Origin of the sequence: Vreelandella sulfidaeris (assembly GCF_042429665.1) — a bacterium.
Taxonomy (GTDB): domain Bacteria; phylum Pseudomonadota; class Gammaproteobacteria; order Pseudomonadales; family Halomonadaceae; genus Vreelandella.
In genome coordinates this window covers 69,369-94,155 of record NZ_JBHMAC010000014.1, presented here as the reverse complement: position 1 = coordinate 94,155, position 24,787 = coordinate 69,369, and the positions used below count along the sequence as shown (strand labels likewise).

General features: G+C 57.0%; 21 protein-coding genes. 11 read left to right on the top strand and 10 right to left on the bottom strand.

Annotated features, from left to right (window positions below):
- The first annotated feature begins 58 nt into the window (after nt 1-58).
- Nucleotides 59-187: a hypothetical protein gene (locus tag ACFFLD_RS18325; RefSeq protein WP_386042956.1), complete on the top strand. Its 129-nt coding sequence runs from the start codon at nt 59-61 to the stop codon at nt 185-187.
- 12 nt (nt 188-199) lie between these two features.
- Here ACFFLD_RS18325 and recD read toward each other — a convergent pair whose 3' ends face one another.
- The 3 genes from recD to ACFFLD_RS18310 all read right to left on the bottom strand — a co-directional run bounded on the left by recD (nt 200) and on the right by ACFFLD_RS18310 (nt 6,757).
- Nucleotides 200-2,503 carry an exodeoxyribonuclease V subunit alpha gene (gene recD, locus ACFFLD_RS18320; RefSeq protein WP_386042995.1) on the bottom strand — a complete coding sequence of 768 codons (2,304 nt, stop codon included), beginning with the start codon at nt 2,501-2,503 and terminating at the stop codon, nt 200-202.
- Between the two features lie 35 nt (nt 2,504-2,538).
- On the bottom strand, nt 2,539-6,306 hold the full coding sequence (gene recB, locus ACFFLD_RS18315) for an exodeoxyribonuclease V subunit beta (RefSeq protein ID WP_386042955.1): 3,768 nt from the start codon (nt 6,304-6,306) through the stop codon (nt 2,539-2,541).
- A gap of 157 nt (nt 6,307-6,463) precedes the next feature.
- A complete protein-coding gene (locus ACFFLD_RS18310) occupies nt 6,464-6,757 on the bottom strand; it encodes a nucleotidyltransferase domain-containing protein (protein WP_386042954.1) in 294 nt (97 codons plus the stop codon).
- Between the two features lie 119 nt (nt 6,758-6,876).
- Between ACFFLD_RS18310 and pncB the strand changes: the two genes are divergently transcribed.
- Nucleotides 6,877-8,058 (top strand): nicotinate phosphoribosyltransferase, encoded by a 1,182-nt coding sequence (gene pncB / locus ACFFLD_RS18305; protein ID WP_386042953.1) that lies wholly within the window; start codon nt 6,877-6,879, stop codon nt 8,056-8,058.
- A gap of 16 nt (nt 8,059-8,074) precedes the next feature.
- On the opposite strand, the gene recC is transcribed toward pncB, so the two are convergent.
- Nucleotides 8,075-11,743 carry an exodeoxyribonuclease V subunit gamma gene (gene recC / locus ACFFLD_RS18300; RefSeq protein WP_386042952.1) on the bottom strand — a complete coding sequence of 1,223 codons (3,669 nt, stop codon included), beginning with the start codon at nt 11,741-11,743 and terminating at the stop codon, nt 8,075-8,077.
- A 163-nt stretch (nt 11,744-11,906) separates the two neighbouring features.
- On the opposite strand from recC, the gene ACFFLD_RS18295 reads away from it, so the two are divergent.
- The 6 genes from ACFFLD_RS18295 (at nt 11,907) to ACFFLD_RS18270 (ending at nt 16,241) form a co-directional block, all read left to right on the top strand.
- Nucleotides 11,907-12,338: a DUF2384 domain-containing protein gene (locus ACFFLD_RS18295; protein WP_386042951.1), complete on the top strand. Its 432-nt coding sequence runs from the start codon at nt 11,907-11,909 to the stop codon at nt 12,336-12,338.
- Nucleotides 12,335-12,514 (top strand): RES domain-containing protein, encoded by a 180-nt coding sequence (locus ACFFLD_RS18290; RefSeq protein WP_386042950.1) that lies wholly within the window; start codon nt 12,335-12,337, stop codon nt 12,512-12,514. The genes ACFFLD_RS18295 and ACFFLD_RS18290 overlap by 4 nt, the downstream gene beginning before the upstream one ends.
- A 173-nt stretch (nt 12,515-12,687) precedes the next feature.
- A complete protein-coding gene (gene ilvD, locus ACFFLD_RS18285) occupies nt 12,688-14,370 on the top strand; it encodes a dihydroxy-acid dehydratase (RefSeq protein ID WP_386042949.1) in 1,683 nt (560 codons plus the stop codon).
- 105 nt (nt 14,371-14,475) lie between these two features.
- Nucleotides 14,476-15,669, top strand: coding sequence for a chromate efflux transporter (gene chrA, locus ACFFLD_RS18280; RefSeq protein ID WP_386042948.1), 1,194 nt, complete (start codon nt 14,476-14,478; stop codon nt 15,667-15,669).
- Between the two features lie 116 nt (nt 15,670-15,785).
- Nucleotides 15,786-16,019 carry a hypothetical protein gene (locus ACFFLD_RS18275; RefSeq protein WP_386042947.1) on the top strand — a complete coding sequence of 78 codons (234 nt, stop codon included), beginning with the start codon at nt 15,786-15,788 and terminating at the stop codon, nt 16,017-16,019.
- A 45-nt stretch (nt 16,020-16,064) separates the two neighbouring features.
- Nucleotides 16,065-16,241, top strand: coding sequence for a hypothetical protein (locus ACFFLD_RS18270; RefSeq protein WP_386042946.1), 177 nt, complete (start codon nt 16,065-16,067; stop codon nt 16,239-16,241).
- Nucleotides 16,242-16,343: 102 nt separating this feature from the next.
- Here the strand turns inward: ACFFLD_RS18270 and ACFFLD_RS18265 are convergent, their stop codons facing one another.
- On the bottom strand, nt 16,344-16,616 hold the full coding sequence (locus tag ACFFLD_RS18265; protein WP_386042945.1) for an XRE family transcriptional regulator: 273 nt from the start codon (nt 16,614-16,616) through the stop codon (nt 16,344-16,346).
- 208 nt (nt 16,617-16,824) lie between these two features.
- Here ACFFLD_RS18265 and purE point away from each other — a divergent pair, with 208 nt between their 5' ends.
- The 3 genes from purE to ACFFLD_RS18250 all read left to right on the top strand — a co-directional run bounded on the left by purE (nt 16,825) and on the right by ACFFLD_RS18250 (nt 20,347).
- On the top strand, nt 16,825-17,340 hold the full coding sequence (gene purE / locus ACFFLD_RS18260; protein ID WP_386042944.1) for a 5-(carboxyamino)imidazole ribonucleotide mutase: 516 nt from the start codon (nt 16,825-16,827) through the stop codon (nt 17,338-17,340).
- Nucleotides 17,341-17,352: 12 nt separating this feature from the next.
- Entirely contained in the window at nt 17,353-18,492 is a 1,140-nt protein-coding gene (locus ACFFLD_RS18255; protein WP_386042943.1) for a 5-(carboxyamino)imidazole ribonucleotide synthase, read from the top strand.
- Nucleotides 18,493-18,748: 256 nt separating this feature from the next.
- The gene (locus tag ACFFLD_RS18250) at nt 18,749-20,347 is read left to right on the top strand and encodes a diguanylate cyclase domain-containing protein (RefSeq protein WP_386042942.1); all 1,599 of its coding nucleotides are present in this window, start codon (nt 18,749-18,751) and stop codon (nt 20,345-20,347) included.
- On the opposite strand, the gene ACFFLD_RS18245 is transcribed toward ACFFLD_RS18250, so the two are convergent.
- The 5 genes from ACFFLD_RS18245 to ACFFLD_RS18225 all read right to left on the bottom strand — a co-directional run bounded on the left by ACFFLD_RS18245 (nt 20,331) and on the right by ACFFLD_RS18225 (nt 24,653).
- On the bottom strand, nt 20,331-21,146 hold the full coding sequence (locus ACFFLD_RS18245) for a TraX family protein (RefSeq protein ID WP_386042941.1): 816 nt from the start codon (nt 21,144-21,146) through the stop codon (nt 20,331-20,333). The two genes, ACFFLD_RS18250 and ACFFLD_RS18245, sit on opposite strands and share 17 nt — an antisense overlap.
- A 313-nt stretch (nt 21,147-21,459) precedes the next feature.
- On the bottom strand, nt 21,460-22,236 hold the full coding sequence (locus tag ACFFLD_RS18240) for a transporter substrate-binding domain-containing protein (protein WP_386042940.1): 777 nt from the start codon (nt 22,234-22,236) through the stop codon (nt 21,460-21,462).
- A 196-nt stretch (nt 22,237-22,432) separates the two neighbouring features.
- A complete protein-coding gene (locus ACFFLD_RS18235) occupies nt 22,433-23,164 on the bottom strand; it encodes an ABC transporter permease (RefSeq protein ID WP_386042939.1) in 732 nt (243 codons plus the stop codon).
- A gap of 1 nt (nt 23,165) precedes the next feature.
- A complete protein-coding gene (locus tag ACFFLD_RS18230) occupies nt 23,166-23,867 on the bottom strand; it encodes an ABC transporter permease (RefSeq protein WP_386042938.1) in 702 nt (233 codons plus the stop codon).
- Between the two features lie 15 nt (nt 23,868-23,882).
- A complete protein-coding gene (locus ACFFLD_RS18225; RefSeq protein WP_386042937.1) occupies nt 23,883-24,653 on the bottom strand; it encodes an ABC transporter ATP-binding protein in 771 nt (256 codons plus the stop codon).
- Nucleotides 24,654-24,787: the final 134 nt, after the last annotated feature.

Sequence of the window (24,787 nt, the reverse complement as noted above, 5' to 3'; positions counted from 1 at the left end):
CTCGGTAAATTGAGAACCTGGCAACACCTACGCCCCCGGAACTCCGGGGGCGTCTTGGTTGTGCGACAAGCAAGGGGAAGTGCTAGCCGACGGCATGACGGTGCAGCCGTTGGCGGATCACTTGAAACAACACTGGCCAACGCTGCGTGAGCGGCTGCTGGCCGAAAATCGACAGCACCAACGATAATGTCGGCTTTAATTATAACCTCTCCATCCCACTCACCCGCATCACCTCCCTCGTCACCGCATCATTTAATATCCCGCGTTTGGCTTCGATCAGCGTGAGCCAGTCACGCGCGCGGGTGATGCCGGTATACACCAGCTCGCGGGTGAGGATGGGGTTGGGTGTTTGCGGTAGCAGCAGGGCGGTGTGCTGAAACTCAGAGCCTTGGGATTTGTGTACCGTCATCGCGAACACGGTTTCTACTGCGTGCAGGCGGGAAGGTAATACCCAGTGGATTGGCTTTTCCGGGTCGCTGGTCGGAAAGGCGACGCGCAGTAATGATTTACCCGGCGTGCGTGGATCTGGCACGGCGAGAGTGATGCCGATATCGCCGTTCATCAGTTTCAGGCCGTAGTCGTTTTGGGTCACCAGCACCGGGCGGCCTTCGAACCAGCCTTTCTCTAACGTGTGGTCGGTGCCGAACAACAGCTTTTCGCGACGCAATGTTTTGGCGATGCGCAGGTTTAATCCTTCAACTCCCCACGGCCCTTTACGTAGGGCGCATAGCAACTGAAAGCGGCTGTAGGCGCTCAGTACTTCTTTCGCCCAGTCATCATAAGCCTCACGGTACTCTTCAAATGCCAAGGTGGTGTCGGGCCGTTCACTCGTCAGGGTCTTCAGGTAGAACTGGTAGCCGGTGGGCGGTGCTATTGGCTCGCCTTTGAACGTGGTGCGGCCTTCGCCGGCGTTGGGAAAACGCTCCGGACTGCCGGTGGTCACCAGGCGTTCCAGGGCGCTATCTTCGTTTTGTGCATCAGGCTTCAATACCAAGTGGTGCAGGTCGGCATAGCCTTTATTCAGCACGCCATGCACGGCTTGGTGTTTATCTCGCTCCCGCAATACCTCACTTAGCGGCTGGTTGATCGCCTGGGCGAGCTGGCCAATACCGCTTGTTTCAGTAAAGCGGTGGCTTACTCGCAGCATGGTAATGGCTTGGTCCAGCGGCTGACCGTCCGGGTCGATTAATGCCTCTGGTAGCGGGTGGTTAGTGAGTTCGGCCAGCCACTGCGCCGTGGCGGGGGTGTAGTGGGCGGCGTCGGCGCGGCGGCACAGGTCGCCCAGCACGGCGCCTGCTTCCACGGATGCCAGCTGGTCTTTATCCCCCAGCAGCACCAGTTTGGCGGTGGCGGGTAGGGCGCTGAGTAGCGCTGTCATCATTTCGATATCCACCATCGAGGCCTCATCCACCACCAGAACATCCAACGCCAGCGGGTTGGCAGCGTTATGGCGGAAGTGGCGAGTGTCAGCGCGCGCGCCAAGTAAACGGTGCAGCGTAGTGACCTCCGTCGGGATCATGATAGCGCTTGAGGCGCCAGCGTCAGAGCGTTCATCAAGCAGCGCTTCCAGGTCGCTCATGGGCAGGTTATTCACCTGCCCGGCGATGGATTCATTAAGGCGTGCGGCGGCCTTGCCGGTGGGAGCAGCCAGGCGAATGCGCAGCGGGTGGGCGTTGGGCTGGGCCAGTTGCAGGGTTTGCAGCAGGGCCAGCAGGCGCACCACGGTGGTGGTTTTGCCAGTACCGGGGCCGCCGGTGATGATCGCAAACGGGCTACGAGCAGCAAGCGCACAGGCGGTTTTTTGCCAATCCAGGGTGTTGGTGGCGGGGAATAGGGTGTTTAGGGCATCTTTGAGTATTTGGGGGTGACTATCGTCACCCATCGCCGAAATGTCGGACCACCAATGAATTGGGCTCCTACAAAAACCCTCTTCGTCGGAAAGGCGGTTGGCGATTTCTTGGTGCAGGGTTTGCTCAAACTGCCAGTAGCGGCGTAGGTAGAGCCGGGTGGAGTTGAGGCCAGTGCTCACCACTAATGGTGTATTGCCGGGGCCGTTACTGATCAGCATGGGGTGAACAAGCGCTGCCTGCCACTCGGGCAGCGTCAGCGTGGCCAGCACGTGGCTGGGTAGCGGCGGCGGGTCGTTAAGATCATCGCCTTCCGGCGGTAGCGATAGCGCAAAATCCGGCGCTGCCAGGGTGTCGGCTAACTCCAGGCACACATGGCCACGGCCTAACTGGTGGCTGGCCAGCGCTGCGGCCAGCAGTAGCAGCGGCGGGGCGTTTTGGGTTTCACGTGCCAGAAAGCGCACCAGGGCAAGGTCCAGATCCCGCAGCCAGCCACGCGCAACCCAGCGTTCACACAGCAGGAATAGTTCAGCGGTGTCGCTTAGCGCGGGGTGTGGTTGGGCGGCACTTGTGGCTGATGCTGCCGGTGGTGTTGCCGATGCGGCTGAATCAGGTGCAGCGGGGGCCGCATCGTCGGCAAACAGGTCAAGGTTCATGGAGCCGCCGTTCTTGGAGGCTACGTCACGCTTACTCATACGACCGACTCCTGATGGGGTGCTGCTGCGTCTGCCGTTATGCCAGCAAAGAGTGCATCCAGCGCTTCAATCAGCGCGACCGGGGCGGGCACGGCGTATACGCCGCGGGCAGTGGTGCGGCTGCCGCGTAGAAATACCGTCATCGAGCCGCCTAAATGCTGGTGCGGGTCGTAGTCGGGCAGGCGTGCTTTCAGCAGCCGGTGCAGCGCGAGTAGGTAAAGCGCCGCTTGCAGGTCGTAGCGTTTTTCGAGCATTGCGTCACGCAAGGCGTCACCAGTGTAGGCGCTGTCGTCACTGCCCAGGTAGTTGGATTTCCAGTCGAGCACATAGAAGCGCCCGTCATGTTCAAACGCCAAGTCGATAAAGCCCTTGAGCATGCCGTTGAGAGTATCGGCATCCAGCGCGGGACGTGATACGCCAGGCAGTAAGTGATTACTAACCAGCTCGTCCAGTTGGCGCGTTTGCACCTGGTGTGCGGCAAACCAGAACTCCAGCTCTACCTGATAGCTTTCAAGTTCATTAAGCGCCACCTGGTCGCCATCAGTGGGCAGGGGCAGGGAGGTAGCGAGCAGCTCTTCAAACCAGCCCGACAGAGTGTCATGCCATGCCTGCCAGCCACGCAGCTGTACGCGGCGGCGCAGCATGTCTTCCCGCGCGGCGGGGTCTTTTAACGCCTTATTAAAGCCTAGCTGGCCTGCCCACTCCAAGAGGCCGTGTAAAAACGTGCCTGGCCCTGGGCCACGGGGAAAGCGGTGCAGGTGAAACGCCTCGGTGTTGATGGCGTTGTCGTGGGGCTCGTCCAGCACTTCCAGCGTGGTGGCTTCCTGGGGCGTGGTGGGTTCAGGCGTAGGCGTTAAACGCGCGGTGGGGGTAGCCCCTGAGACAGCCGCCGAGGTACGCAGCGCCGAGTAGCTGGCGATCCACCACTGTTCACGGGCGGGGCGCAGTGGGGTTCGCGCCAGCCCCAGTGCTTGCTGTTCCGGGGCGGGAGTGAAGCGCAGCGCGGTGGCTTCCGGCGCGGGGCACAAATCGATATCGCTCCCCTCCACCAGCTCGCCCAGCGCTTGGGTAAACCCACTGGGGGCGATGGCCTTGCCGCCGTTGATCAGGTGGCCGATGGCGCTGCTCTCGCCGCCTTTTAGCGGTGCCAGCCCCAGCCAGGTGGCGTGGCGGGCACGGGTAAGCGCGACGTAAAGCTTGCGCAAGTCTTCACCGAGGCGTTCACGGTCGGCGGTGGCCAGTGTCGCTTCATCGGCGCTGAGGCTGAGTTGCAGCCTGCCGTCGCCATCGTGCCAGCGCAGCGGCAGGTCGGTGTCGCTGACCGGGCGATGGTTGGCGATAAACGGCAGGAACACCAACGGATACTCAAGCCCCTTGGATTTGTGAATGGTCACGACCTTGACCAGGTCGGCGTCGCTTTCCAGGCGCAGCTTGTGGCTGTCGCCGTGGCTATCCGGGTCGGCAATGGCTTCCGCCAGAAAGCGAATCAGCGCGTGTTCGCCATCCAGCTCCTGGCTTGCATGCTGGAGCATTTCGCCCAGGTGGAGCAGGTCGGTTAGTAAACGCTCACCTTCGGCAAACTCAGCCAGCAGCCGGGCGGCGATCTCAAAATCGACCATCAACCGGCGCACCAGCGGCAGCACGCCCTGGCGCTGCCATAGGCGGTGGTAGTCGCTGAACTGTTCGACTCGCGCTTCCCAGGCAAGCTCGCTTTGGTTGAGGTAATCAAGCGCCTCAAGGCTTAGCCCGAGCACCGGCGTTGCCAGGGCGGCGCGCAGCTTGGCTTCTGCCTGGCGCGAGTTGGCCTGGGGCTCGGCGCAGGCGCGCAGCCAAATGGCTAGCTGCGGGGCAATGGGTGAGCTGAACACCTTGTCGTGATCGGACAGGTAAACGCTCTTGATGCCCCGGCTGGCCAGCGCCAGTCGAATCGCCCGCGCTTCCTGCAGGCCGTTGACCAGCACGGCCATGTCTGAGGGGGCCAGCGGAGTGAGTGTTTGCTCTGCGTCTCTCTCACTGCTCTCGACCACCACACTGCTATTGACCGCTACACGTTTATCAACTGCTTTCGCAAAGCCCGCCTTTCGCTGGCGGCCTGCTTCCAGTAGTGCGGCCATGTGCGAGGCGCAGCGCTCGGCCATCTCAGTTTGGTAGGCGGTTTTGGAAAGTGGATCATCACTTTCCAGTGGCCATAGGGTCATCGCTGCTAAAGGCTTACCGTTGAGTACCAATGTGTCGTCGGTGCCTTTGGCGTTAACCGGATTAAACGGCAGCGGGTTGTCGCCGCCTTCATCACGGAACAGAAAGGCCCCGGCGCTATGCTGGTCGGCATAGTGAAAACAGTGATTGACCGCGGCCACCATGGCGGCGCTGGAACGGAAGTTGGTGCCCAGCGTGACATGGCGGCCGTCGGTGTCCTGGCGGGCCTGCAGGTAGGTGAAAATATCCGCGCCGCGAAAGGCGTAGATCGCCTGCTTGGGGTCGCCAATCAGTAAAATGGCGCTGTCGCGGCGAGGATTGGCGACCTCATACACGGCATTGAATATGCGGTACTGGACCGGGTCGGTATCCTGGAATTCGTCGATCAGCGCTACCGGGAACTGACGTTGAATCTGCGCTACCAGGGCTTCTCTATTGGGGCCTTGCAGGGCGCGGTCCAGTTGAGTGAGCAGGTCGTTGGGGCCCATCTCGGCGCGTCGCTCCTGCTCGCGCTCCAGGCGGGCACGGCACCACTGCACGGCGTGAATCAGCAGGTCGTTGCGTGGCTCGGGCAGGTCATCTAACGCTTTGGGTAGCTGCGCCAGCGCTTGCCATGCCTGCGGGCAGGGCGGTGCGCCGTCTTTCCAGATTTCGGCCATGCCGTCGGGCGTCAGGCGTTTCCAGGCAGCGTCGGTGAGCGCGGGGCGGTCGGCCTCCGTTTTGCACCACTCGCGCAGCGCGCCTAGCCAATTGGCGCGGCTTTTGGCATTGAAGCTTTGGCCCTTGAAGGCTTTGCGCGTGGCGGCGTCTTCCAGAGCGGGCACCAGTTCATCCAGCCAATCGGGCCAGGGCGCTTTGAGTTCGCTGAGCTTTACGGCGCGTTCGGCCTGGGTGGTGGCCAGCGTATCGCAGGGTTCGGGCTTGGCATCGCCCAGCGCTTCGCTTTCCGGCAGTAGCCGTTGTAGCAGGGCGTGCAAATCGTCCGGCGATTTCCAGTAGCGGGTGACAATGCCCAGCGCGTCGCTGTCCAGCGGGTAGTAGAAGCTGCGCCAGTAGTCGCGCACCACTTCCTGTTCCAGCTCGCTCTGGTCGTTCTCCAGGTTGAGCGAGAACAGGCTGCCGCTGTCGAAGGCGTGTTCGCGCAGCATGCGGTAGCACCAGCTGTGGATGGTGGAAACGGCGGCTTCGTCCATCCATTCAGCGGCCAGCGCCAGGCGTCGCGAGCAGGCGGGCCAGGTGGCGGGGTCGTATTGGTCGCGGAGCTTGAGTAGCAGCTCATCGCTTTCCTGGCCGTCAGCGCGAAAGACTTCGGCGGCTTCTACCAGCCGGTTGCGGATACGTTCGCGCAGCTCTTGAGTGGCGGCATTGGTAAAGGTAACGACCAGGATTTCCGGCGGAGTGAGCGGGCGTACAAACGCCGTGTCATCGTCAACACTGTGGCCACCGAGCACCAACCGCACGTAAAGCAGCGCGATAGTGAAGGTTTTACCGGTGCCTGCGCTGGCTTCTATCAGTCGGCTGCCGTGAAGCGGAAGACTCAGTGAATTGAGGGGGGCAGGCTGGCTCATAAGAAGATGCTGTCAAACTCAGCGGAAAAATCAGGGCTGGCGGGGAACAACTGACTCATGCTGCTTCCTCGCTATTGATTGAATAGGTCAACATCGCCGCCTCGCTTGGTATTATGAGTGCGCGCCGAAAAGAATGATTGGCACGCTGTTACGCGACCTAATCGATAGAGCACGCTTCGGCCAAGGCGCTCGCTTGCGTGGGGGATGGCTTGTCAGTGGGTACGTAAGTGACAAGGTTCACCGGCAGTTTGAGATACTCTTCAAGTACCTCTTTGAGTTCCTCACAAGCATTGGGTTCTATGGCGCTTGTAGACGTTAATAACAGGTCAACGCCGCCGCCCCGCTGGGTATCATCGAGCCGCGCCCCAAACACATGAGTTTCTACAGAATCGCCAATATACTCGCTGACGCCAGAAAGAATGATCGCGCGTTGTGTTTGGGTAATACGCATGAAGACAGCTCCTAAACTGTATGGGAAGCCCGCCACCTGATAATCTTGTCGCTGAGCCACTTATGGTGCAATTAGTTTACGCTACCGGCGGCTTCGGTTCACTCTAACGATGGGATCTCATGCTGACATCGCTGCTGGATAATGACTTTTACAAGATCACGATGCAAAACGCCGTGATTAAACGCTTTCCTTATGCCCATGCGCGCTATGCCTTTATCAATCGTGGCGAACACGAGTTCCCCGAAGGGTTCGGTGCGGCACTGCGTCGCGAAGTCGACCAGATGGCATCCTTACGTTTGAGCGATGAGGAAAAGCGCTACCTTGAAATAACCTGCCCCTATCTCGACCCTACCTATCTCGACTTCCTGGCTGGGTTTCACTATGACCCCGCCGAGGTGGTTATCGACCAGCAGGGGAGTGATCTTTCGGTGATCATGGAGGGGCCCTGGTATCGGACCATTCTGTGGGAAGTGCCGCTGATGGCGCTGATCAGTGAGCTTTGGTATCGGCTGCGCGGGGTAACGATTACCCCAGAGGCGGATGCAATGATCGAGCAGCGCGCTCAAGAGAAGATCGAACTTTACCGCCGCCTGGGCCTGAAGATTGCCGAGTTTGGTACGCGCCGGCGCTTCTCGTTTGATGTGCATGACCGCGTGGTCGGTGCGCTTCACCACCACGGCGGCGAATCGTTTACCGGCACCAGTAATGTGCTGCTGGCCATGCGCCACGGCGTCAAGCCGATTGGTACCCACGCCCATGAGTGGTTCATGTTCCACGGTGCCCGTTTTGGCTTCAAGATGGCCAACAGTATTGCCCTCGAGAATTGGGTGGATGTCTATCGCGGTGACCTGGGGATTGCGTTAACCGACACGTTTACCTCTAAAGCCTTTTACGACAGCTTCGATAAGAAATTCGCCAAGCTGTTTGACGGCGTGCGCCACGATAGCGGCGACCCATTTGAGTTTGCCTCGCAGACCATCGCGCACTATGAGCGCCTGGGCATCAACCCACTGAGCAAGACGATTATCTTCTCCGATGGGCTGACGCCGGATCGGGTCGAACGAATCCAGGCCTTTTGTCAGGATCGGATTGGCATGGCGTTCGGGATTGGCACCAACTTCACCAACGATGTGGGCGTCGAGCCGATGAACATGGTGGTGAAGATGGTCGAGGCGCGTCCGGAAGGGCAGGGCTGGCTGCCGGTGATCAAGCTTTCCGATGTGCCGGAAAAGAACACCGGTGACCCCGAAATGATCGCTCTGGCGAAACGGATATTATCGCTTAGCCAGAAGAGCCTTTAACCGATCGTCGTCAGCGTTAGCCCTTCACTGCACGATGCAGCGGTGCGTAGAGGGCTTCGCTCAGCGTGGTGAAGCGGTGGCCTAGTGCGCGCTCGCTGAAGAGTTGTTCAAAGCTCGGCCATTGGTGGGAAAGGTAGGCGCTTTGGGCAACTTCGCCGGTTTGATAGCGGCCTCCTTCATAGGCGGCTTCAGCGGCGGCGTAGGCGTCGCTTTCCCTTGGGTTGTCATTTTCTAACGCTGGTGTGCCCAGCTTGGCAAGCCAGGCGAAGGCGGCTTGTGGGGCCAGTGGTAGCGGTGCCTGCATACCATCGCACCAAGTGCTGAGTATGGCTTCCAGCTGGGTGCGGGCATTCTCGGCGTCTATCGGTTCCAGGCGCACATGGCCTGCTTTGGAAAGTAGTTGGGTGGTCATCGGGTGGTCAACATTGCCTGCCAGATGCGCGACCCAGGGGCGTAGCAAGTGCTGCCAGCGGTACTGGCCACGCCCGCGCCCCTGGCTAACCAGGCTGCTGCTGAGCAGTAACAGGCGGCAGCGGTTGCCAGCGTCGTCCTGGCGCAGCTCGCCCAGCCAATCTTCCAGCGTTACCCGTCCTTCAGCGCTTTCAACCACATGCACCGCCTGGGGCGTGGCGATTACCTGCGGCCACTCTTGCAGTGCCTCTTCGTAAGCCGCAAACAGTGCTTCCATGGGTTCCGCCAGCGCTTCGCGCATCCGCTCGCCAAAGGCGCCTACGGCCAGTACCCCTTGACCTTTAAAGCGCTCAAGCGCGGCGTGCAGCGCTTCCATACGCGGCAGGCCGTTATCCACCGCGTGGCGCTGGGCGGCGATTAACTGATCCTGTAACTGCCAGTTCTGTAGGCCGTCCAGAGTAAACGGTTCCACGTCCAGTTGGGTAAGTTCTTCCTGCTCGAAGTAAACCCCCAGGCGGGTATTGAAAAAGGCCTTGGCTGGTTCGCGTAGAAAACTGCCCAGTTGGGCCAGGGTTAACGCGCTCTGCTGCTCGGTATCCGGGCTAAAGGCCAGCGGCTTTTTGCCAGAGCTGACTAAGCTATCTGAGCTGCCTCCACCGCTGGAAGCTTGCCACTCGTGGGCCTCGCGCCATTCATGAGAATAGGTAAATAGCCGCGCTTGGGAAGGGGAGTCGCTGGTGTGGGGCGTAAAGTAGCGGCGGCTGAACGGTTGCAGCGGGTGTTCGGTCGTCAGCGCTTCCAGCAGCGGCTCGCCATTCTGTGTATGCCAGCCCGCCTCAAGGTGATCGCGCAACTGGCCGACCAGTACCGATGGCGGCATCGGGTTGTTGTCGATCTGGCTGCGGCCGACCCAACTGATGTAAAGCTGCTGGCGGGCGGAGAGCAACGCTTCCAGAAACAGGTAGCGATCATCTTCGCGGCGTGAGCGGTCGCCGGGGCGGTAGTCGCTGCCCATTAAATCGAAATCCAGCGGCGGTTGCGAGCGCGGGTACTCGCCGTCGTTCATGCCCAATAAACACACGTGCTTGAACGGAATCGCGCGCATCGGCATCAGCGTGGCGAAGTTGACAGCACCCGCCAGGAAGCGCTGGGAAAGGCTGTGCTCGTCGATTTGCCCCAGCCAGTGTTCGCGCACCATTGAGATCGGCAAGGCGTCGCTTAGCCTGGCTTCATCGGTGCTGTCCAGCAGTTGCTGTAGTGCGGTTTCAAGCTTGGTGAGCATGACGCTCTCTTGAGCATCGTCGGTGAGAAAGTAGCTCTCCAGCAGCTCGCGCAGCCGCGCTACCCAGGTCGCCGCATCGGTGGGCTGGCAGAAGGTTTCCCAGGTGTTTTCCAGCTTCTCCAAAAGATTAGCCAGCGGCCCGGCCAATGAGGCTTCCAGCCCACCAATGTCGTCAAACGGCTCAATCCCTTGCCATGCCTCGGCGCTGCCCACGGTGTAACCCAGCAGCAGGCGGCGCAGCCCAAACGCCCAGGTGTTCTGGGTAAGCCCTTGGGGAAGGTCCAGTCGGGTGCGCTGTTCGGCGTTAAGCCCCCAGCGAATCCCCGCGCCTTCAATCCAGCGGCTCAGCGTGGGCAGGTCGCGCTCTTCAATACCAAAGCGTGCGCGCAGCGCGGGCACTTCGAGTAAATCCAGCAGGTCGCTCACCGAGAGGCGCAGCTCCGGCAGGCGCAGCAGCTTTTCCAGCGCAATCATCAACGGCAGACGATGGCGGCTGGCCTGATCCGAGAGCGTGTAAGGGATGTAGCGCGGGTCGTCGGGCCGGGGTGTAAAAGCGTTCCCGCCATGAGTGGTGCGGTACTGGCCGAACACGGCGTCAATGTGCGGCGCGTAGCGGTCGATATCCGGCACCATCACAATGATATCCCGTGGGCGCAGTTCGGGGTCGGCGCTGAACGCGGCAAGCAGCTGGTCGTGCAGTATTTCCACTTCACGCTGGGGGCCGTGGGCGACATGAAACACGATGGAGTCGTCGCTGGCCGGGTCGAGCGCGGGCCAGTGGGTTTGGGTTTCCGCCACAGGGCGCAGCTCACGAATGTCATCCTGCAACTGGCTGAGCAGGCAGGGGTGTTCGTCGCTGAACGGCTCGAACATGTCAATGCGCAGCGCCTGCTGCTCAAACAGGGTTTGGTAATTACCTGAATCATCGTGCTCGTCGAGTAGGCGCAGGTAGTCGCGCCCCTGCTTGCCCCAGGCCGCCAACAGTGGCTGGGCATGCAGGTGCAGGGCGTCGTCGGCATCGCCGGTGCCCAGTACATCCAGGGCGTCGGGCATGCCTGCCTTGCGGCGCTGACGATATCGGCTGGCGCGCAACAAGTCCTTGTGCTCGATGATATCCGCCCAGTAGTACTGGCAGGGGTTGTGAACACACAACACGATTTGGCAACAGCGCGATAGCGCCGCCAACGCTTCCAGCGTTTGTTGCGGCAGCGATGAAATGCCGAAAATTATCATCCGCCGGGGCAGGCCGGGCGGGCATGCCTGGTTTTCAAGCTCAACGGCGGCGTCCAAAAAGCGGCTGTGCACCTGGGCGCGGCTGCTGTTGAGACCTGCCTCACCCTGGGTGTTGGCAACATCGTCTCGTAGGGCGCGCCATAGCGCTGGTTGCCAGAGTTGGTGGGCTTCCAACGGGCGGGCTTCGCCCCGGGCGGTGATCAATACGTCGTTACCTTTCGCCCAGGCGTCGAGCCAGTCGGCGCGATACACCTGATATTGATCGAACAGATCCGCCAGCCGCTCGGCCAGTTGGTAGTGTTTGCGCTGGTCGCGGTCAATCTCCAGGAAACGCGCGAGCGGTGCAAAGGCTTCCTGCTCGGCTAGGCTGGGCAGCAGGCGTAATAAGCGCCATATCAACCGCGACTTATCAAACGGCGAGGTTTCCGGCACCGCCTGTTCACCGGGTGATAGGCCATCCTGGGTCAGGTGTGTCAGCACCGTACGGTAGGCTTGCCACAGAAAACGCGCAGGCAGTGTGACGTTCAGCGCTGCGGCGATCCCCGCGCCGCCTTGGGCCGGGTCTTCCGCCAGGGCCAGTTTTAACCACTGCCCAATACCGTTGCTCTGCACCAGAATGGTTTCGTTCTCAAGTGGGCCCAGCGGGTGAAGGCGCATCCACTCCACCGCCAAACCGCGTAAATCTTCCAGCCGGTTGGCATGCACCACCATAAAACCCGGTTTAAGCGGCGTTTGCGAGAGCAACGATGTTCCAGGCATGCACGATGTTCCTTAACAGCGGTGGCGGGATGGCGGTGTCTATGGTGCCATAAGTTTAGTTCTGAAGCTTGAACCTCTAGCGTCCTGTTCAATAACTGCTATGATGGATATGTGATGCATATAAGTTGCATATTGGCTGTGTAAGCGTAGCAGGAGGTTGCTGATGACCATGGGCACTGTAAAAAAATCACTTAATGAGCCTTCTGGGTATCGGGTGCCTGATTCGTTCGAGCGGTTTTTGGCTGACTTGAAGGGCGTTGCTCGAGAAGAGCGCCACCCCTTAATTAACCCGAAGTTGTTTGCCAGTGCATTGAGCATCGATATCCAAACCCTGGCCAGCCAAGCGCAAGTTCATCGTACAACGATCTCGCGTGCCCAAGGGGCGGAAAAACTCCAACGTTACCTGCGTGATGCACTTCGTGTACTCGGCGCAGCGGCGGATATTAATGGTGACTTTCATGACGCTCTGTTCTGGTTTCGCAATGAACCTCTTGGCGCGTTTGACTATAAAACACCCGAACAACTAGTCAGTGAAGGGCGCTCAAATGACCTTCTGCGCTATGTTCAATCGCTGCAAGCAGGTGTGGTGGGATGATATTGTTGCCAGAGCTGAAGGCTCAGGCATACCGTGTCCACGTTCCACGCTGGGCATTTTCTCCTACCAGTGGAGCCGGGGCGAGAGAGCACGGCGGGCGGTTAAACCGTGTGGGCGTCGATGCGTTATACCTTTCGCTTCAGGCACTAACCTCGTTCTCTATACCGAAACGCTAACAGAAAACGATAGACTAGAGGTCTATGATCCCCAAGGCGATTTGCCGCGTGATGGGCGCTCCTGGCAATAATTACGTTTAATAAACTTACTTATGCGTCCTGTTCCCTTGCGCGAACGCCGTGGCATCGCCAAGCTATGCAGATTCCGTGAGCCAAGCGAAGAGAAAATATCAATGACTGACCCGACCAACAATTCCCGCCGTCATTCCGCCCAAGTGGTCGATGGACCAGGCAAAGCCGCCAGCCGCGCCATGCTGCGTGCCGTGGGCTTTAATGATGCCGATTTCCAAAAGCCTCAAGTGGGCATTGCTTCCACCTGGAGCATGGTGACGCCCTGCAATAGCCATATTAATGAGCTGGCCGAGTTTGCCCGCGATGGCGCTGATGCAGGCGGCGGTAAAGGGGTGATTTTCAATACCATCACTATTTCCGATGGTATCGCCAACGGCACCGAAGGCATGAAGTACTCGCTGGTATCGCGCGAAGTGATTGCTGACTCCATTGAAACCGTGGCGGGCTGTGAAGGCTTCGATGGCTTGGTCGCGATTGGTGGCTGCGATAAAAACATGCCGGGCTGCGTCATGGGCTTGGCGCGTCTTAATCGTCCTAGTGTGTTCGTTTACGGCGGCACCATCATGCCTGGCAAGGGCCACACTGATATTGTGTCGGTGTTTGAGGCCATGGGGGCGCATTCGCGCGGCGATATTGATCTGATCGAACTGAAAAATATCGAAGAGACCGCTATTCCCGGCCCTGGCTCCTGTGGCGGCATGTATACCGCTAATACCATGGCCTCTGCGATCGAGGCGCTGGGCATGAGCCTACCGGGGAGCTCGGCGCAGAATGCCATTTCCCAGGAAAAACGCGACGACTGCAAGGCGGCGGGCGAAGCAGTGCTGGCGCTGCTGGCCGACGACATCAAGCCGTCGGATATCATGACCCGCGAAGCGTTCGAGAACGCGATTACCGTGGTGATTGCGCTGGGCGGTTCCACCAACGCGGTGCTGCACTTGATTGGGATGGCGCGCACCATCGGCGTGGAACTCACCCTGGCTGACTTTACCGAGATTGGTAAGCGCGTGCCGGTACTGGCTGACCTGCGCCCCAGCGGTCATTACATGATGAGCGAACTGGTGGCGATTGGTGGCATTCAGCCGCTAATGAAAATCCTGCTGGATGCGGGTCTGCTTAACGGCAACTGCTTAACCGTGACCGGCAAGACTCTGGCGGAAAACCTCGCTGAGGTAGAGCCGTACCCCATGGATCAACAAATCATCGCGCCGCTTGGCAATCCGATCAAAGCGGAAAGCCACCTGCGTATGCTCTACGGCAACTTGGCGCCGGAAGGCGCGGTGGCGAAAATTACCGGCAAGGAAGGTACACGCTTTTCTGGCTCGGCGCGGGTGTTTGGCTCTGAGGAAGAAGCCCAGGCGCGCATTAACGATGGCACCGTGGTCGCCGGTGATGTGGTGGTGATTCGCTATGAAGGGCCCAAAGGCGGCCCCGGCATGCGTGAAATGCTCACGCCGACGTCTGCGATTATGGGGCGTGGCCTGGGTAACGATGTCGCGCTGATTACCGATGGTCGCTTTTCAGGTGGCAGCCACGGTTTCGTGGTTGGCCATGTGTCACCGGAAGCCTTTGATGGTGGCCCGCTGGCGCTGGTAGAAGATGGTGACATTATTACCATTGACGCCGAGGCCGATACGATTGACATGCGAGTGCCTGAAGACGAGCTTCTGCGCCGGAAGGCGGCGTGGCAGCGGCCTGCACCGCGCTATGAACGTGGCGTGCTGGCCAAATATGCTCGCTTGGTCAGCTCTGCCAGCACTGGTGCCGTGACCGACCAGGAGTAAGCCGCAAGTAGACTCTTCGGTGTAATAACATCGTCAAGCGCAAGGCGTAATATCAACGCCTTGCGCTTTTTTGTGGTTAAGAGTCAGTGGCTAACGGTGATTACAATGGTGGAACAGACGAAGGTGGGTGGACGAATAGGTGAAGTGTTTTGGATATTTTTAGCGCTGGGACTGACCTCGTTTGGTGGTCCGGTGGCACACCTTGGCTATTTTCGAACCGCCTTTGTCGAACGTCGGCAGTGGCTAACCGAGCAGGCCTACGCCGATTTAGTCGCGCTCTGCCAGTTCTTACCGGGGCCAGCGAGTAGTCAGGTGGGGTTTGCACTCGGCTTGCTGCGCGCAGGCCCCTGGGGTGCGGCGATGGCATGGCTGGCATTCACGCTGCCCTCGGCCATTATCCTGGTACTGTTCGCGTTGGGGGCTGCGGTGCTGGAGGGGCCCATTGCCAGCGGTATTATTTACGGCTTAAAAGTGGTCGCAGTGGCGATTGTTGCCCATGCGGTGTGGGGCATGGCGCGCAATTTGTGTCCGGATAAAACCCGCGCGGGGATCGCGCTGGCCGCGGTATTTGCGGTGATACTGGTCAGCGGCCCGCTAGGACAGGTCGCCGCCATTGTGCTGGGCGGTGTCGCAGGGCTGGTGCTGTGTCGGGATAACGCTACCGCGCCGACAAGCGAAACGCTGCATTTTCCTGTGTCGCGCCGAGCCGGTGTTATCTCTTTAGGGCTGTTTGCGCTGCTGTTGGGACTATTGCCGTTACTGGCGGGGAGCGCTGTCTGGTTAACGGTCATGGATGCTTTCTACCGCGCTGGTGCGCTGGTATTTGGCGGAGGTCACGTCGTATTGCCGTTACTGGAAGCCGAAGTGGTGCAGTCAGGCTGGGTGACGTCGGATGAATTTTTAACAGGCTATGGTGCGGCCCAAGCGGTGCCGGGACCGTTGTTTACCTTTGCAGCCTACTTGGGTGCGTTGTTGCCAGGCTTGCCAAGTATCGTGGGCGCTGTGCTAGCGCTGGTGGCGATCTTTATTCCCGGCTTCCTGCTATTGGTGGGCGTGTTGCCTTTTTGGAATCAATGCCGGCAGTGGGGCAGTGCTCAAGCCTTGATGCGCGGGGCCAACGCTGCGGTCGTGGGAATTCTGGGTGCGGCGCTCTATCAGCCGGTATGGACGAATGCGATCATTAGCCCGCAAGCGTTTGCGATGGCACTCACCGGCTTTTTACTGCTTACCCTCTGGAAGCTGCCTGCTTGGATGGTGGTGGTGATCGTCGCGCTGGGAGGCGTTTTTATACAACCCTGAGCGGTGCGTCTTTCAGTTGAGGTTATTGGCGAGTTAATCACGCGACTTTCCCTAGAGCGTAATTGTCTTCTACGCTAGTTAGGTACCCATCCATGGCTAGCTAAGGAGAAACAGTCATGACTGACATGGGCATGTGTGCCTGTCCAGGGTGTGAGCATCAGGTGAGCAACGATCAGGCCATTGTTAGCGAAGGGCTTGCCTTCTGTTGCACGCCATGTGCCACTGGTCATTCCGAGGGAAGCGAGTGTATCCATGCGGGATGTCCCTGTACTGAACTTAATGGTCCTGCTGAGGACGAAGAGTCGGCGGGTGACGAGATAATGGAAAAATTCAGTAACGCCCAGTTTTAATTCACCGGCACCATCTTTACCGTTTTATCTGACAAGGAGATTATTATGTCTAAACAAGCTCGCATTGATCCTATCTACGAAGTTAGCGATCTAAAGGAAAAGATCGTTGGATGGTCAGTGGTTGACGTATCGCAGCCTGATAATGAGGTTGTTGTTTCCGAGCACACGACGAATAAAGAGGCCATTCAAGCGGCTGAAGCTTTTGAGCAACGTGAAGACTAGTTAAACGTGAAGACTAGTTAACAGTAAGATGTTTACGCAAACGCCTCGCTATAAGCGAGGCGTTTTTAGTGGTGATGGCTGTATTTATCACTTTTTTTATTGCTATGGCGTCTCCAGCTCTAAAGTGCGACGTAGAACATTGAGTTCATCAATGTTCAGATGCTCTAGCCTTCCGGCGAGCAGATCGCTGATCTTTTGCACTGGAAGCCCTGCACGGCGTGCTATTTCTCGGCTTCCCAGATCTGATATCGCTATCAGACGAGTAATAATACGCATTAAGCGCGTACGTTTTTCAAGTTCCCTGACATCAAGGTCAGGGCTGCTTCGCGGAGGATCCAGCGTTTCTGCGTGAGCAGTTGAGTATGCCGTACTCATGTGACTCCATAAGTCTGAAATGACAAGCACACAATGCCGCCAACGCGGCCGCTTTTCAATGCCTATTTTGATGAAAATTTCGCGACCTCTGTAAAGCCCGCAAACGAGCTGGCTCTGGTAAACTATGTGCCATTCAAATTTGCGATGTGCCTAGGTGGGCGCACGCCTCTATTGTCGTTTTATAGGCCGGTGGGCCGAGGAGTTATGCATGGCATTGAACAGCGCACCGAAGGTGGGCGTGATCATGGGATCTAAGTCTGATTGGCCGGTAATGGAACACGCCGTTTCCATGCTGGAGCGTTTGGGCGTGGCCTATGAAACCCGTGTGGTGTCGGCGCATCGCACGCCCGACCTGCTGTTCGACTATGCTAAGAGCGCTGCAGAGCGTGGCCTGCAAGTAATTGTGGCAGGTGCGGGTGGTGCAGCGCATTTGCCCGGCATGGTAGCTTCACAAACGCCGTTGCCGGTGCTGGGCGTGCCAGTGGAGTCCAAAGCGCTTAAAGGGTTGGACTCACTGCTGTCGATTGCACAGATGCCAGGCGGTATTGCCGTCGGCACGCTGGCCATTGGTAAAGCCGGGGCGACCAATGCCGGATTACTGGCGGCGCAGATCGTCGGCCTGCAGGACGCCACCGTGCGCAGCGCCGTAGAAGCATTTCGCGCTGAGCAGACTCAGAAAGTGCTCGATAACCCAGATCCGCGCCCCGAGCCGGACGCCGAATAAGGAGGGCGGGTGATGACCCCATCCATTACCACACGTATCGGTGTTTTAGGCGCAGGCCAGTTAGGCCGTATGTTGGCGCTGGCGGGCTACCCGTTGGGCAATCGCTTCACTTTTCTGGATACCACCGGTAACCCTAGTGCGGGGATCGGTAAGGTCATTGTCGATCCGGATAATCAGCACTTGGCCGAGTTTTTGGCTGACGTCGATGTAGTGACCTACGAATTTGAGCATTTGCCTGTAGAGCTGGTGCGTGAAATTGAGCAGCACAAGCCGGTTTATCCCAGCAGCCGCGCCATAGAGGTGTGCCAGAACCGAGTCGAAGAGAAGACCCTGTTTGATCGCCTGGGCATTCCCACTCCCGCTTATCGGGTAGTCGAGAGTGCCGCACAGTTGGAAGCTGCCGCCCGCGAACTGGGCTGCCCGGTGGTTGCCAAATCGGTCACTGAAGGATACGACGGCAAAGGTCAGGCGGTATTGAAACAGCCTGAGCAGGCCCAAGAGGCGTGGAGCGCCATCGGCCATTCACAGCTGGTGGTTGAGGCCTTTGTCGATTTTGTGCGCGAAGTCTCGATGATTGCTGTGCGTGGTCGAGATGGCAAGGTCGTGTTCTATCCCATGGCCGAGAACCAGCACGTAGACGGCATTCTACGCTACTCCGTAGCGCCACTGCCCGACCTCGATGCAAGCGTTCAGCATACGGCGGATAGCTATATTCGAGCGCTGCTGGATGAGTTGGATTATGTAGGTGTGCTGGCACTTGAGCTGTTTCAAACTCGCGATGGGAGCTTGTTGGCCAACGAAATGGCACCCCGGGTGCATAACTCAGGTCATTGGACCATGGATGGCGCCGTGACCAGCCAGTTTGAAAACCATTTGCGGGCGATACAGGGGCTGCCACTGGGCGATACCCAGGCAATAGCGCCGACTTGTATGATTAACGTGATTGGCCGTGAAGGGGATAATGCCGCAATACTGGCACTGGCCAATACCCATCTACATCGCTACGACAAAGACGAGCGCACCGGCCGTAAGCTGGCTCACGTTAATATCCTCGCCGCTAATCATGCCGAACTATTAGTAAAAGTGGGCGCCTGCAGTATGTTATTGCCAGACGCGCCACCTCCTGCCTTGAGCTTTTCTACCAAGCAGTAGTGGCTAAATTCGCCTAATGCTGAGATGCATCTCCTTCTCTGGATTAATTTTCAGGGACTGAGGTGCATTTTAGTGTCGGTAGAATGATGAATTAGCTTTTCTTGGTTCATGATTTTTAACAATTGTTTAAGTGAAAACAAAGTTATTTTTATTTATTCTTAGCTTATTGATGATTTATTTTTAATGCGCTTTTGAAACCACTTATCACCCGGCATCCTATCTCTATGAAAAATAAATATTTTTATCGGAGCTTTGCGTGACTCAGCAAAGCTCACGAGCGGGTGAGCCACAGAATAAGCCAGCTCATGCTAAGCACCTATGCGATGAAAAGTTACATTTTTTGTTTTACAACGTTTGGCAGCCGGTGGTCGCCGGTATATTAGGTGCTTTTTTATTAGCGATCATCATGTGGGGCATGGTCGATTCGGTGGTGCTGGTTGGCTGGCTGATCGCCATGCTGCTTGTATCCGCGCTTCGATTACTATTGGCCCGACATTTTTTACGTGTCTCGGCGCTTGAGAAACGTCATCCCCGCTGGCTACGCTTGTTTACTCTCGCTGTCTTCCTAACAGGATGCGTGTGGGGCATGGGCGGTTTTCTCATGTTTGACAGTGATAACCCTGCTCAGTCAGCGGCATTGGCAATTGTGCTGGCCGGTGTTGCGGCGGGTTGCGTAACGATGCTTTCCTCTCTTTGGTGGATGGTACTGTTCTTTATTCTGCCGATAGCGATTCCTTTACAGCTACTATTCATTTTTTCCGATACTCCAGCGCACACGATGATCGGGGTTCTAGTCGGTCTGTTCGTATTGCTGCTGATAGCTACCAGCCATCGGTTGGGTCGCGTCATTCACGATAACCTTGAGTTACGGATCTTAATGGCGGCCCGGGAAGCTCAACTTCTAGAAAGTGAAAACCGCTATTTGTCTATTTTTCAGCACTCTCCGTTGGGAGTAATACACTTTGACAAGCAAGGATGCATTACTGACTGCAATGAAAAGTTGTTGGAGATATTGGCACTGGATCGCTCGACGTTAATCGACCTCTGCTTGCCACAAGGCGCTGACATTGCCATGGCAACTGCTGCGCGGGAGGCATTAGCAAAGGGATCAGGATACTACGAAGGAAATTTTGCCACGCCTTGGCTCTCACAGCCTACGAAGGGTGTACCGGTGCGCGCATTTTTTAATGGCGTGCGCAGCGTCGATAATGAAATCGTCGGCGGAGTAGCGATCATTGAAGACTTTACTGAGCGCAAGCGTAGCGAGGAAATTATTTTTAGGCAGGCTTATTACGATGCGTTGACCGATTTGCCCAACCGTCGCCTCTTTATGGAACGCCTGGAAGCGACCTGCCAAGCGAAGGATAATGAGCAGCACGGTCTGGTCATGTTTATGGACTTGGACCGTTTTAAGTTAATTAACGATACTCTTGGTCACGCTGCGGGCGATGATTTGCTGGTCCAGATATCGCGCCGATTAGAGCGTTGCCTGCAGAAGGGCGATATGGCTGCACGTTTAAGCGGGGATGAATTTGTCCTATTGGCGGACGTTAATGTACCTGACCGTGATTCGCTAGACGCGATGGCCGAAACCTATATGCAAACGATACAGAAGGCGCTGTCTGGTCAGTATCATCTCGACAGCCACTGTGTCGAGGTCACGCCCAGCATGGGATATACCTGTTTCGATGCGAAGGCGTGTGATTATACGGAGGTGCTCAAACAGGCTGATATAGCGATGTATCAAGCGAAAATAGAGGGCAGGGCTCGCTTGCATCGTTATCAGCCTTGGATGAGTGAAGAGGTAGAGAAACGTATTGCTCAACAAGCGCCTGGCTTCACAGCTGGGCGCTGAACAGCACCCATAACGCGATTAACGCAAAGTGACCCGGATACCAGGCAAGCCATAGGCGGCGTGGCATTGCCAATGATACGGGGGGTATCCGATGGGCGGCACCAGCGGCCAGCAACAGCACAACCACGCACGTCCCTACCGTAAACGATTTAGCCATGTCGGAAGCATTCATTTGCCCAGCAATCCAGAGAACCGGAAAAGCGGCCAATCCAGCCCACAGGCGTGATTGAAAATGGGGTTCCGCCTGGTTTAACGCATACATGGCGAACATCAACAGCGGAATCAGCAACAGCCCGTTATGCCCGTACTCTACCCAGAACCCCAGCAGATACCATACGGTTACGCCTACCGCGGCACCGGCTAGCAGCCAGGGCAAGCCTAACGTTTGTTGCTGATAGTGCTGCCAGCCCTGGCGCACCAATGTGCCCAAGGCTAAACCGCTGGCAAGCGTAAAACAGACGTTCAAGATAAAGGCGTCTGACGATCGCGGCATCATCATGTAGGGCAGTTGGGCCACTAAACCAATGATGAGTATCCGCCGTGAGTAACGTAGCGGATTGCGCGTATTAAATAGCCCATGCCACGCTACCATGGCCGCAAACAGCGGAAAGGCAATACGGCCAATGGAAGAGCCTGCCCAACTCAAATCCCAGTCGCCTGGCAGCACATACCGGGTGAGATGATCAACGGTCATGGTGATCAATGCTAGCCATTGGCCCCAGCCAGTCCAGTGAGAAGAAGGCCGTAATGTCGCCGCTGTCTCTTTTGCCACTGAATGGGCGAGTGAATTTTCCGCCATGCTACTTCCTTGTCAAAGTCCGTTGTGGAGTAAAGACCCGTTTTATAGGCAGGGGTTCGTGAATAGTTGTCCACTGCATCAAGGTGCAGTTTACCCGCTTTGGGCCATGCTGGGCGTAATTAACATTTAATGAGTGGCCGAGGGTAAGGCGAAAGAGGGCGATGATGCAGCGTTAGGTTTAACCGCACCATTGGCAGGCAGGTTACTTAGATAGGGGGAGAGTGATAGGGGGAGAGTGATGATATCTCCCCGACGAGAACGTCGGGGAGAGTGCCTGATAGCGTCTCAGAAAGCTTATTTGAGAGCGTGCAGTTTACTTGTCGTCTTCACCGAAGTAACGAGTATAGATTTCGTCGTAAGTGCCGTCTTCTTTAACCTCAGCCAGCGCTTCGTTGAATTTTTCGGCCAGTGCTTCGTCGCGTTGACGGAAGGCGATACCAAAGCCGTCACCAAAGTACTCTTTAGGCTCGCTGATGCGCTCACCGACCACTACGTAGTCACCGTCTTCGCTTTCCAGCAGGGTGGATTGGCCAATCGGAAAGTCGAGGAAAACGATATCCAGACGCTCGGCTTCCATGTCCAGCACCATATCGTCGGCCGTAGAGTAGCGGCTGATATCGGCAACGCTGCTGAAGTTATCAGTCACGTAGTTGTCCTGGAGGGTACCGCGCTGAACGCCGATCGTCATGCCTTCCAGGGTTTCTTCAGTGGCTTCGCTGATACCCAGATCGCTTGCTGCGAACCAGGCTGAAGGCATCGTGATGTAAGCGTCAGAGAACAGTACTTGCTCGCGTCGCTCGTCGTTGATCGTCATCGATGACATGATGGCATCGTAGTTACGCGACATAAGGCCGGGGATAATGCCGTCCCACTCTTGCTCAACCCACTCGCAAGTCACGCCCATGCGATCACACAGCTCGTTACCCAGATCGATATCAAAGCCGGTCAGCTCGCCTGATGCCGTGCGGAATTCCATCGGCTCGTACGGAACATCGACACCAATACGTACGTTGTCGTAGTCGCGTGCCTGTGCTGAAGATGCGACCGCGACTGCCAGACCCAGCAGTGACAAGGATACTAGTTTTTTCATCTTATAAGCTCCGTTGAAAGTGGGTTCACCTGAGGGTGAGCCATTTTATTAATACACCTTTACTAAACTACTCCAGGTTAGCCCCCACGAAAAGGGGGTGCCAATCTGGAAACCAACGTTTGTTTGACGGTGATCCTGTTTACTACCGCTAATCCTTATCGTCGCTAATGTTGTCTGTGGTGAATGTATAGTGTGGCTAAGCGTCCAGTGGCCGAAGGTGGGCGAGCAGCTTTTTCTCTAAATAGCGGAAGAAGAAGAGAATAGCGAACGTTAAGCATAGATAAATCGCGGCGACAAAGAGAAACGCATCGAAGGGCGCATAGTAGCGTGCATAGACAAAGCGAGCAGCGCCGGTCAGGTCCATCAGGGTAACCACGCTGGCGATAGCGCTGGCATGGAGCATAAAGATCACTTCGTTGCCGTAGGCGGGCAAAGCACGACGAAAAGCACTCGGCAGTATTATTCGACGCATCATCAAGTTCTGGGACATACCATAGGCGCGGGCAGCTTCAATTTCGCCCTGTGAGGTAGCTTTAATGGCACCACGAAATATTTCTGTGGTGTACGCCGCGGTATTAAGCGTGAAGGCGATCAGGGCAGGATAGAAGGCTTCGCGCATGATTGGCCATAAGAAGGACTCTTGAATGCCATCAATAAACACCACCCCGTAGTAGATGATATAAAGCTGAATTAGCAGCGGCGTACCGCGAAACACATACGTGAAGAGATACACCGGTAAACTAATCCACTTATGCTTGGAGCTGCGCATAATGGCTAACGGTACGGCGAGGATTAACCCTGCAATCAGCGAAAGAAAGACCAGTTGCGTGGTCGTCACAAGCCCTTGCCAGTAATAGCCGAGCGTATCGGCGGTAAAAATGAGATTACCGGCTAACAGCTCGTTGAACCACGTGGAAATATCGAGCATATCACTGACCTCCAAAGCCGATGTCGTAGCGTTTTTGCAGGCGCGCAAAAATCCATTCGGAGACGCTAGCGATCAATAGGTAAGCCGCAGCGACAGGCAGCAAAAAGGCAAAGGGCTCGTGGGTGGCACGTGAGGCTTCGGCGGCGACGCGTACCATGTCGGTTAGGCCGATAACGGACACCAGGGCGGTGGTTTTCAGTAGTACCATCCAGTTGTTGGATAGCCCGGGGAGTGCATGGCGCATCATTTGCGGAAAGCGAATGCGGCGGAACACCAGGCTACTACTCATTCCGTAGGCTTTACCTGCTTCGATCTGACCGTTATCGACTGCCATAAAGGCACCACGAAACGTCTCGCCCATGTAGGCTCCAAAGATAAAGCCGATCGTAAGAACACCGGCGGCAAAGGCATTGAAGTTAATGTAGATATCAATGTCGTAATTGTAATAAAGCATATCGCTAATGGCGTTGACGCCGATCTGACCGCCGAAAAAAAGCAGCATCATCAGCACCAGGTCCGGTACGCCGCGAATAAGCGTGGTGTAAACCGTGGCGGTACGCCTTAACATCCAATTACGCGACATTTTTGCACTGGCGGTGAGCAATCCTAGAATAATCGCTAATATTAGCGATAGCACCGCTAGTTGAACGGTGACACCAGCCCCTTCGATCAGCCGGGGACCATAACCTTGCAAATCAATCATGGTGAGCCTCGCAGATCAGTATTTAGGAGCCAGGAATTGCTTCAGGCGTGATGATTGCGGATTGGCTAGCACTTGCTCGGGCGGGCCGGCTTCTTCCACCACCCCCTGGTGAAGATAGATCACCTGACTTGAGACATCTCGCGCAAACCCCATCTCGTGGGTCACCACCACCATCGTACGGCCTTCCTCGGCCAGGCCATGCATGACTTTCAGTACGTCGCCCACTAACTCTGGGTCAAGCGCTGAGGTGGGTTCATCGAACAGCATCACTTCGGGGTCCATGGCGAGGGCACGAGCGATTGCACCGCGCTGTTGCTGGCCACCGGACATCTGAGCCGGGTAGGCATGCGCACGAGCGGTTAATCCCACACGGTCGAGCAAGGCGTGGGCATGCTCCAACGCTTCTTTTTTGGGTTTTTTAAGCACATGGATGGGCGCTTCGATGATGTTTTCCAACAGCGTCATGTGTGCCCACAGGTTAAAGCTTTGGAACACCATGGAGAGCTTGGCACGCATTTGAACGACTTGCTTCCAGTCTTCGGGTTCACGTCCGTGCTTGGTCTTTTTAAAGCGAATCGGTTCGCCGTGGACGATAAGGTCACCATCGTCGGGCTGTTCAAGTAAGTTCATACAGCGCAAGAAGGTACTTTTACCTGAGCCGGAGGCACCGATCAGGGTAATTACATCGCCTTTGTGGGCTTGTAATGACAGACCTTTCAGAACTTCCGTATCGCCAAAGCTTTTTTTGATATTACGCACTTCAAGGGGAGTAGGCGTAGCCGCCATAACATTGGCTCCAGTACAGAGTTGCCGCAGCAACGGGTTATCAAGAACAGGCTGTGATGCGGCTGGCGCGAAAAAGGGGCGATTCTATCAGGCTGGACGCATTATGCGCGCCCTCATTATTATATTCAGTACAC

Coding starts and splice junctions, on each gene's coding strand:
- ACFFLD_RS18265 (WP_386042945.1), bottom strand. CDS start 16,616: ATGAGTACGGCATACTCAACTGCTCACGCAGAAACGCTGGATCCTCCG.
- recC (WP_386042952.1), bottom strand. CDS start 11,743: ATGCCTGGAACATCGTTGCTCTCGCAAACGCCGCTTAAACCGGGTTTT.
- purE (WP_386042944.1), top strand. CDS start 16,825: ATGGCATTGAACAGCGCACCGAAGGTGGGCGTGATCATGGGATCTAAG.
- recB (WP_386042955.1), bottom strand. CDS start 6,306: ATGAGCCAGCCTGCCCCCCTCAATTCACTGAGTCTTCCGCTTCACGGC.
- ACFFLD_RS18230 (WP_386042938.1), bottom strand. CDS start 23,867: ATGATTGATTTGCAAGGTTATGGTCCCCGGCTGATCGAAGGGGCTGGT.
- ACFFLD_RS18235 (WP_386042939.1), bottom strand. CDS start 23,164: ATGCTCGATATTTCCACGTGGTTCAACGAGCTGTTAGCCGGTAATCTC.
- ACFFLD_RS18240 (WP_386042940.1), bottom strand. CDS start 22,236: ATGAAAAAACTAGTATCCTTGTCACTGCTGGGTCTGGCAGTCGCGGTC.
- ACFFLD_RS18270 (WP_386042946.1), top strand. CDS start 16,065: ATGTCTAAACAAGCTCGCATTGATCCTATCTACGAAGTTAGCGATCTA.
- pncB (WP_386042953.1), top strand. CDS start 6,877: ATGCTGACATCGCTGCTGGATAATGACTTTTACAAGATCACGATGCAA.
- ACFFLD_RS18295 (WP_386042951.1), top strand. CDS start 11,907: ATGACCATGGGCACTGTAAAAAAATCACTTAATGAGCCTTCTGGGTAT.
- ACFFLD_RS18255 (WP_386042943.1), top strand. CDS start 17,353: ATGACCCCATCCATTACCACACGTATCGGTGTTTTAGGCGCAGGCCAG.
- ilvD (WP_386042949.1), top strand. CDS start 12,688: ATGACTGACCCGACCAACAATTCCCGCCGTCATTCCGCCCAAGTGGTC.
- ACFFLD_RS18275 (WP_386042947.1), top strand. CDS start 15,786: ATGACTGACATGGGCATGTGTGCCTGTCCAGGGTGTGAGCATCAGGTG.
- ACFFLD_RS18225 (WP_386042937.1), bottom strand. CDS start 24,653: ATGGCGGCTACGCCTACTCCCCTTGAAGTGCGTAATATCAAAAAAAGC.
- ACFFLD_RS18245 (WP_386042941.1), bottom strand. CDS start 21,146: ATGGCGGAAAATTCACTCGCCCATTCAGTGGCAAAAGAGACAGCGGCG.
- chrA (WP_386042948.1), top strand. CDS start 14,476: ATGGTGGAACAGACGAAGGTGGGTGGACGAATAGGTGAAGTGTTTTGG.
- recD (WP_386042995.1), bottom strand. CDS start 2,503: ATGAACCTTGACCTGTTTGCCGACGATGCGGCCCCCGCTGCACCTGAT.
- ACFFLD_RS18290 (WP_386042950.1), top strand. CDS start 12,335: ATGATATTGTTGCCAGAGCTGAAGGCTCAGGCATACCGTGTCCACGTT.
- ACFFLD_RS18310 (WP_386042954.1), bottom strand. CDS start 6,757: ATGCGTATTACCCAAACACAACGCGCGATCATTCTTTCTGGCGTCAGC.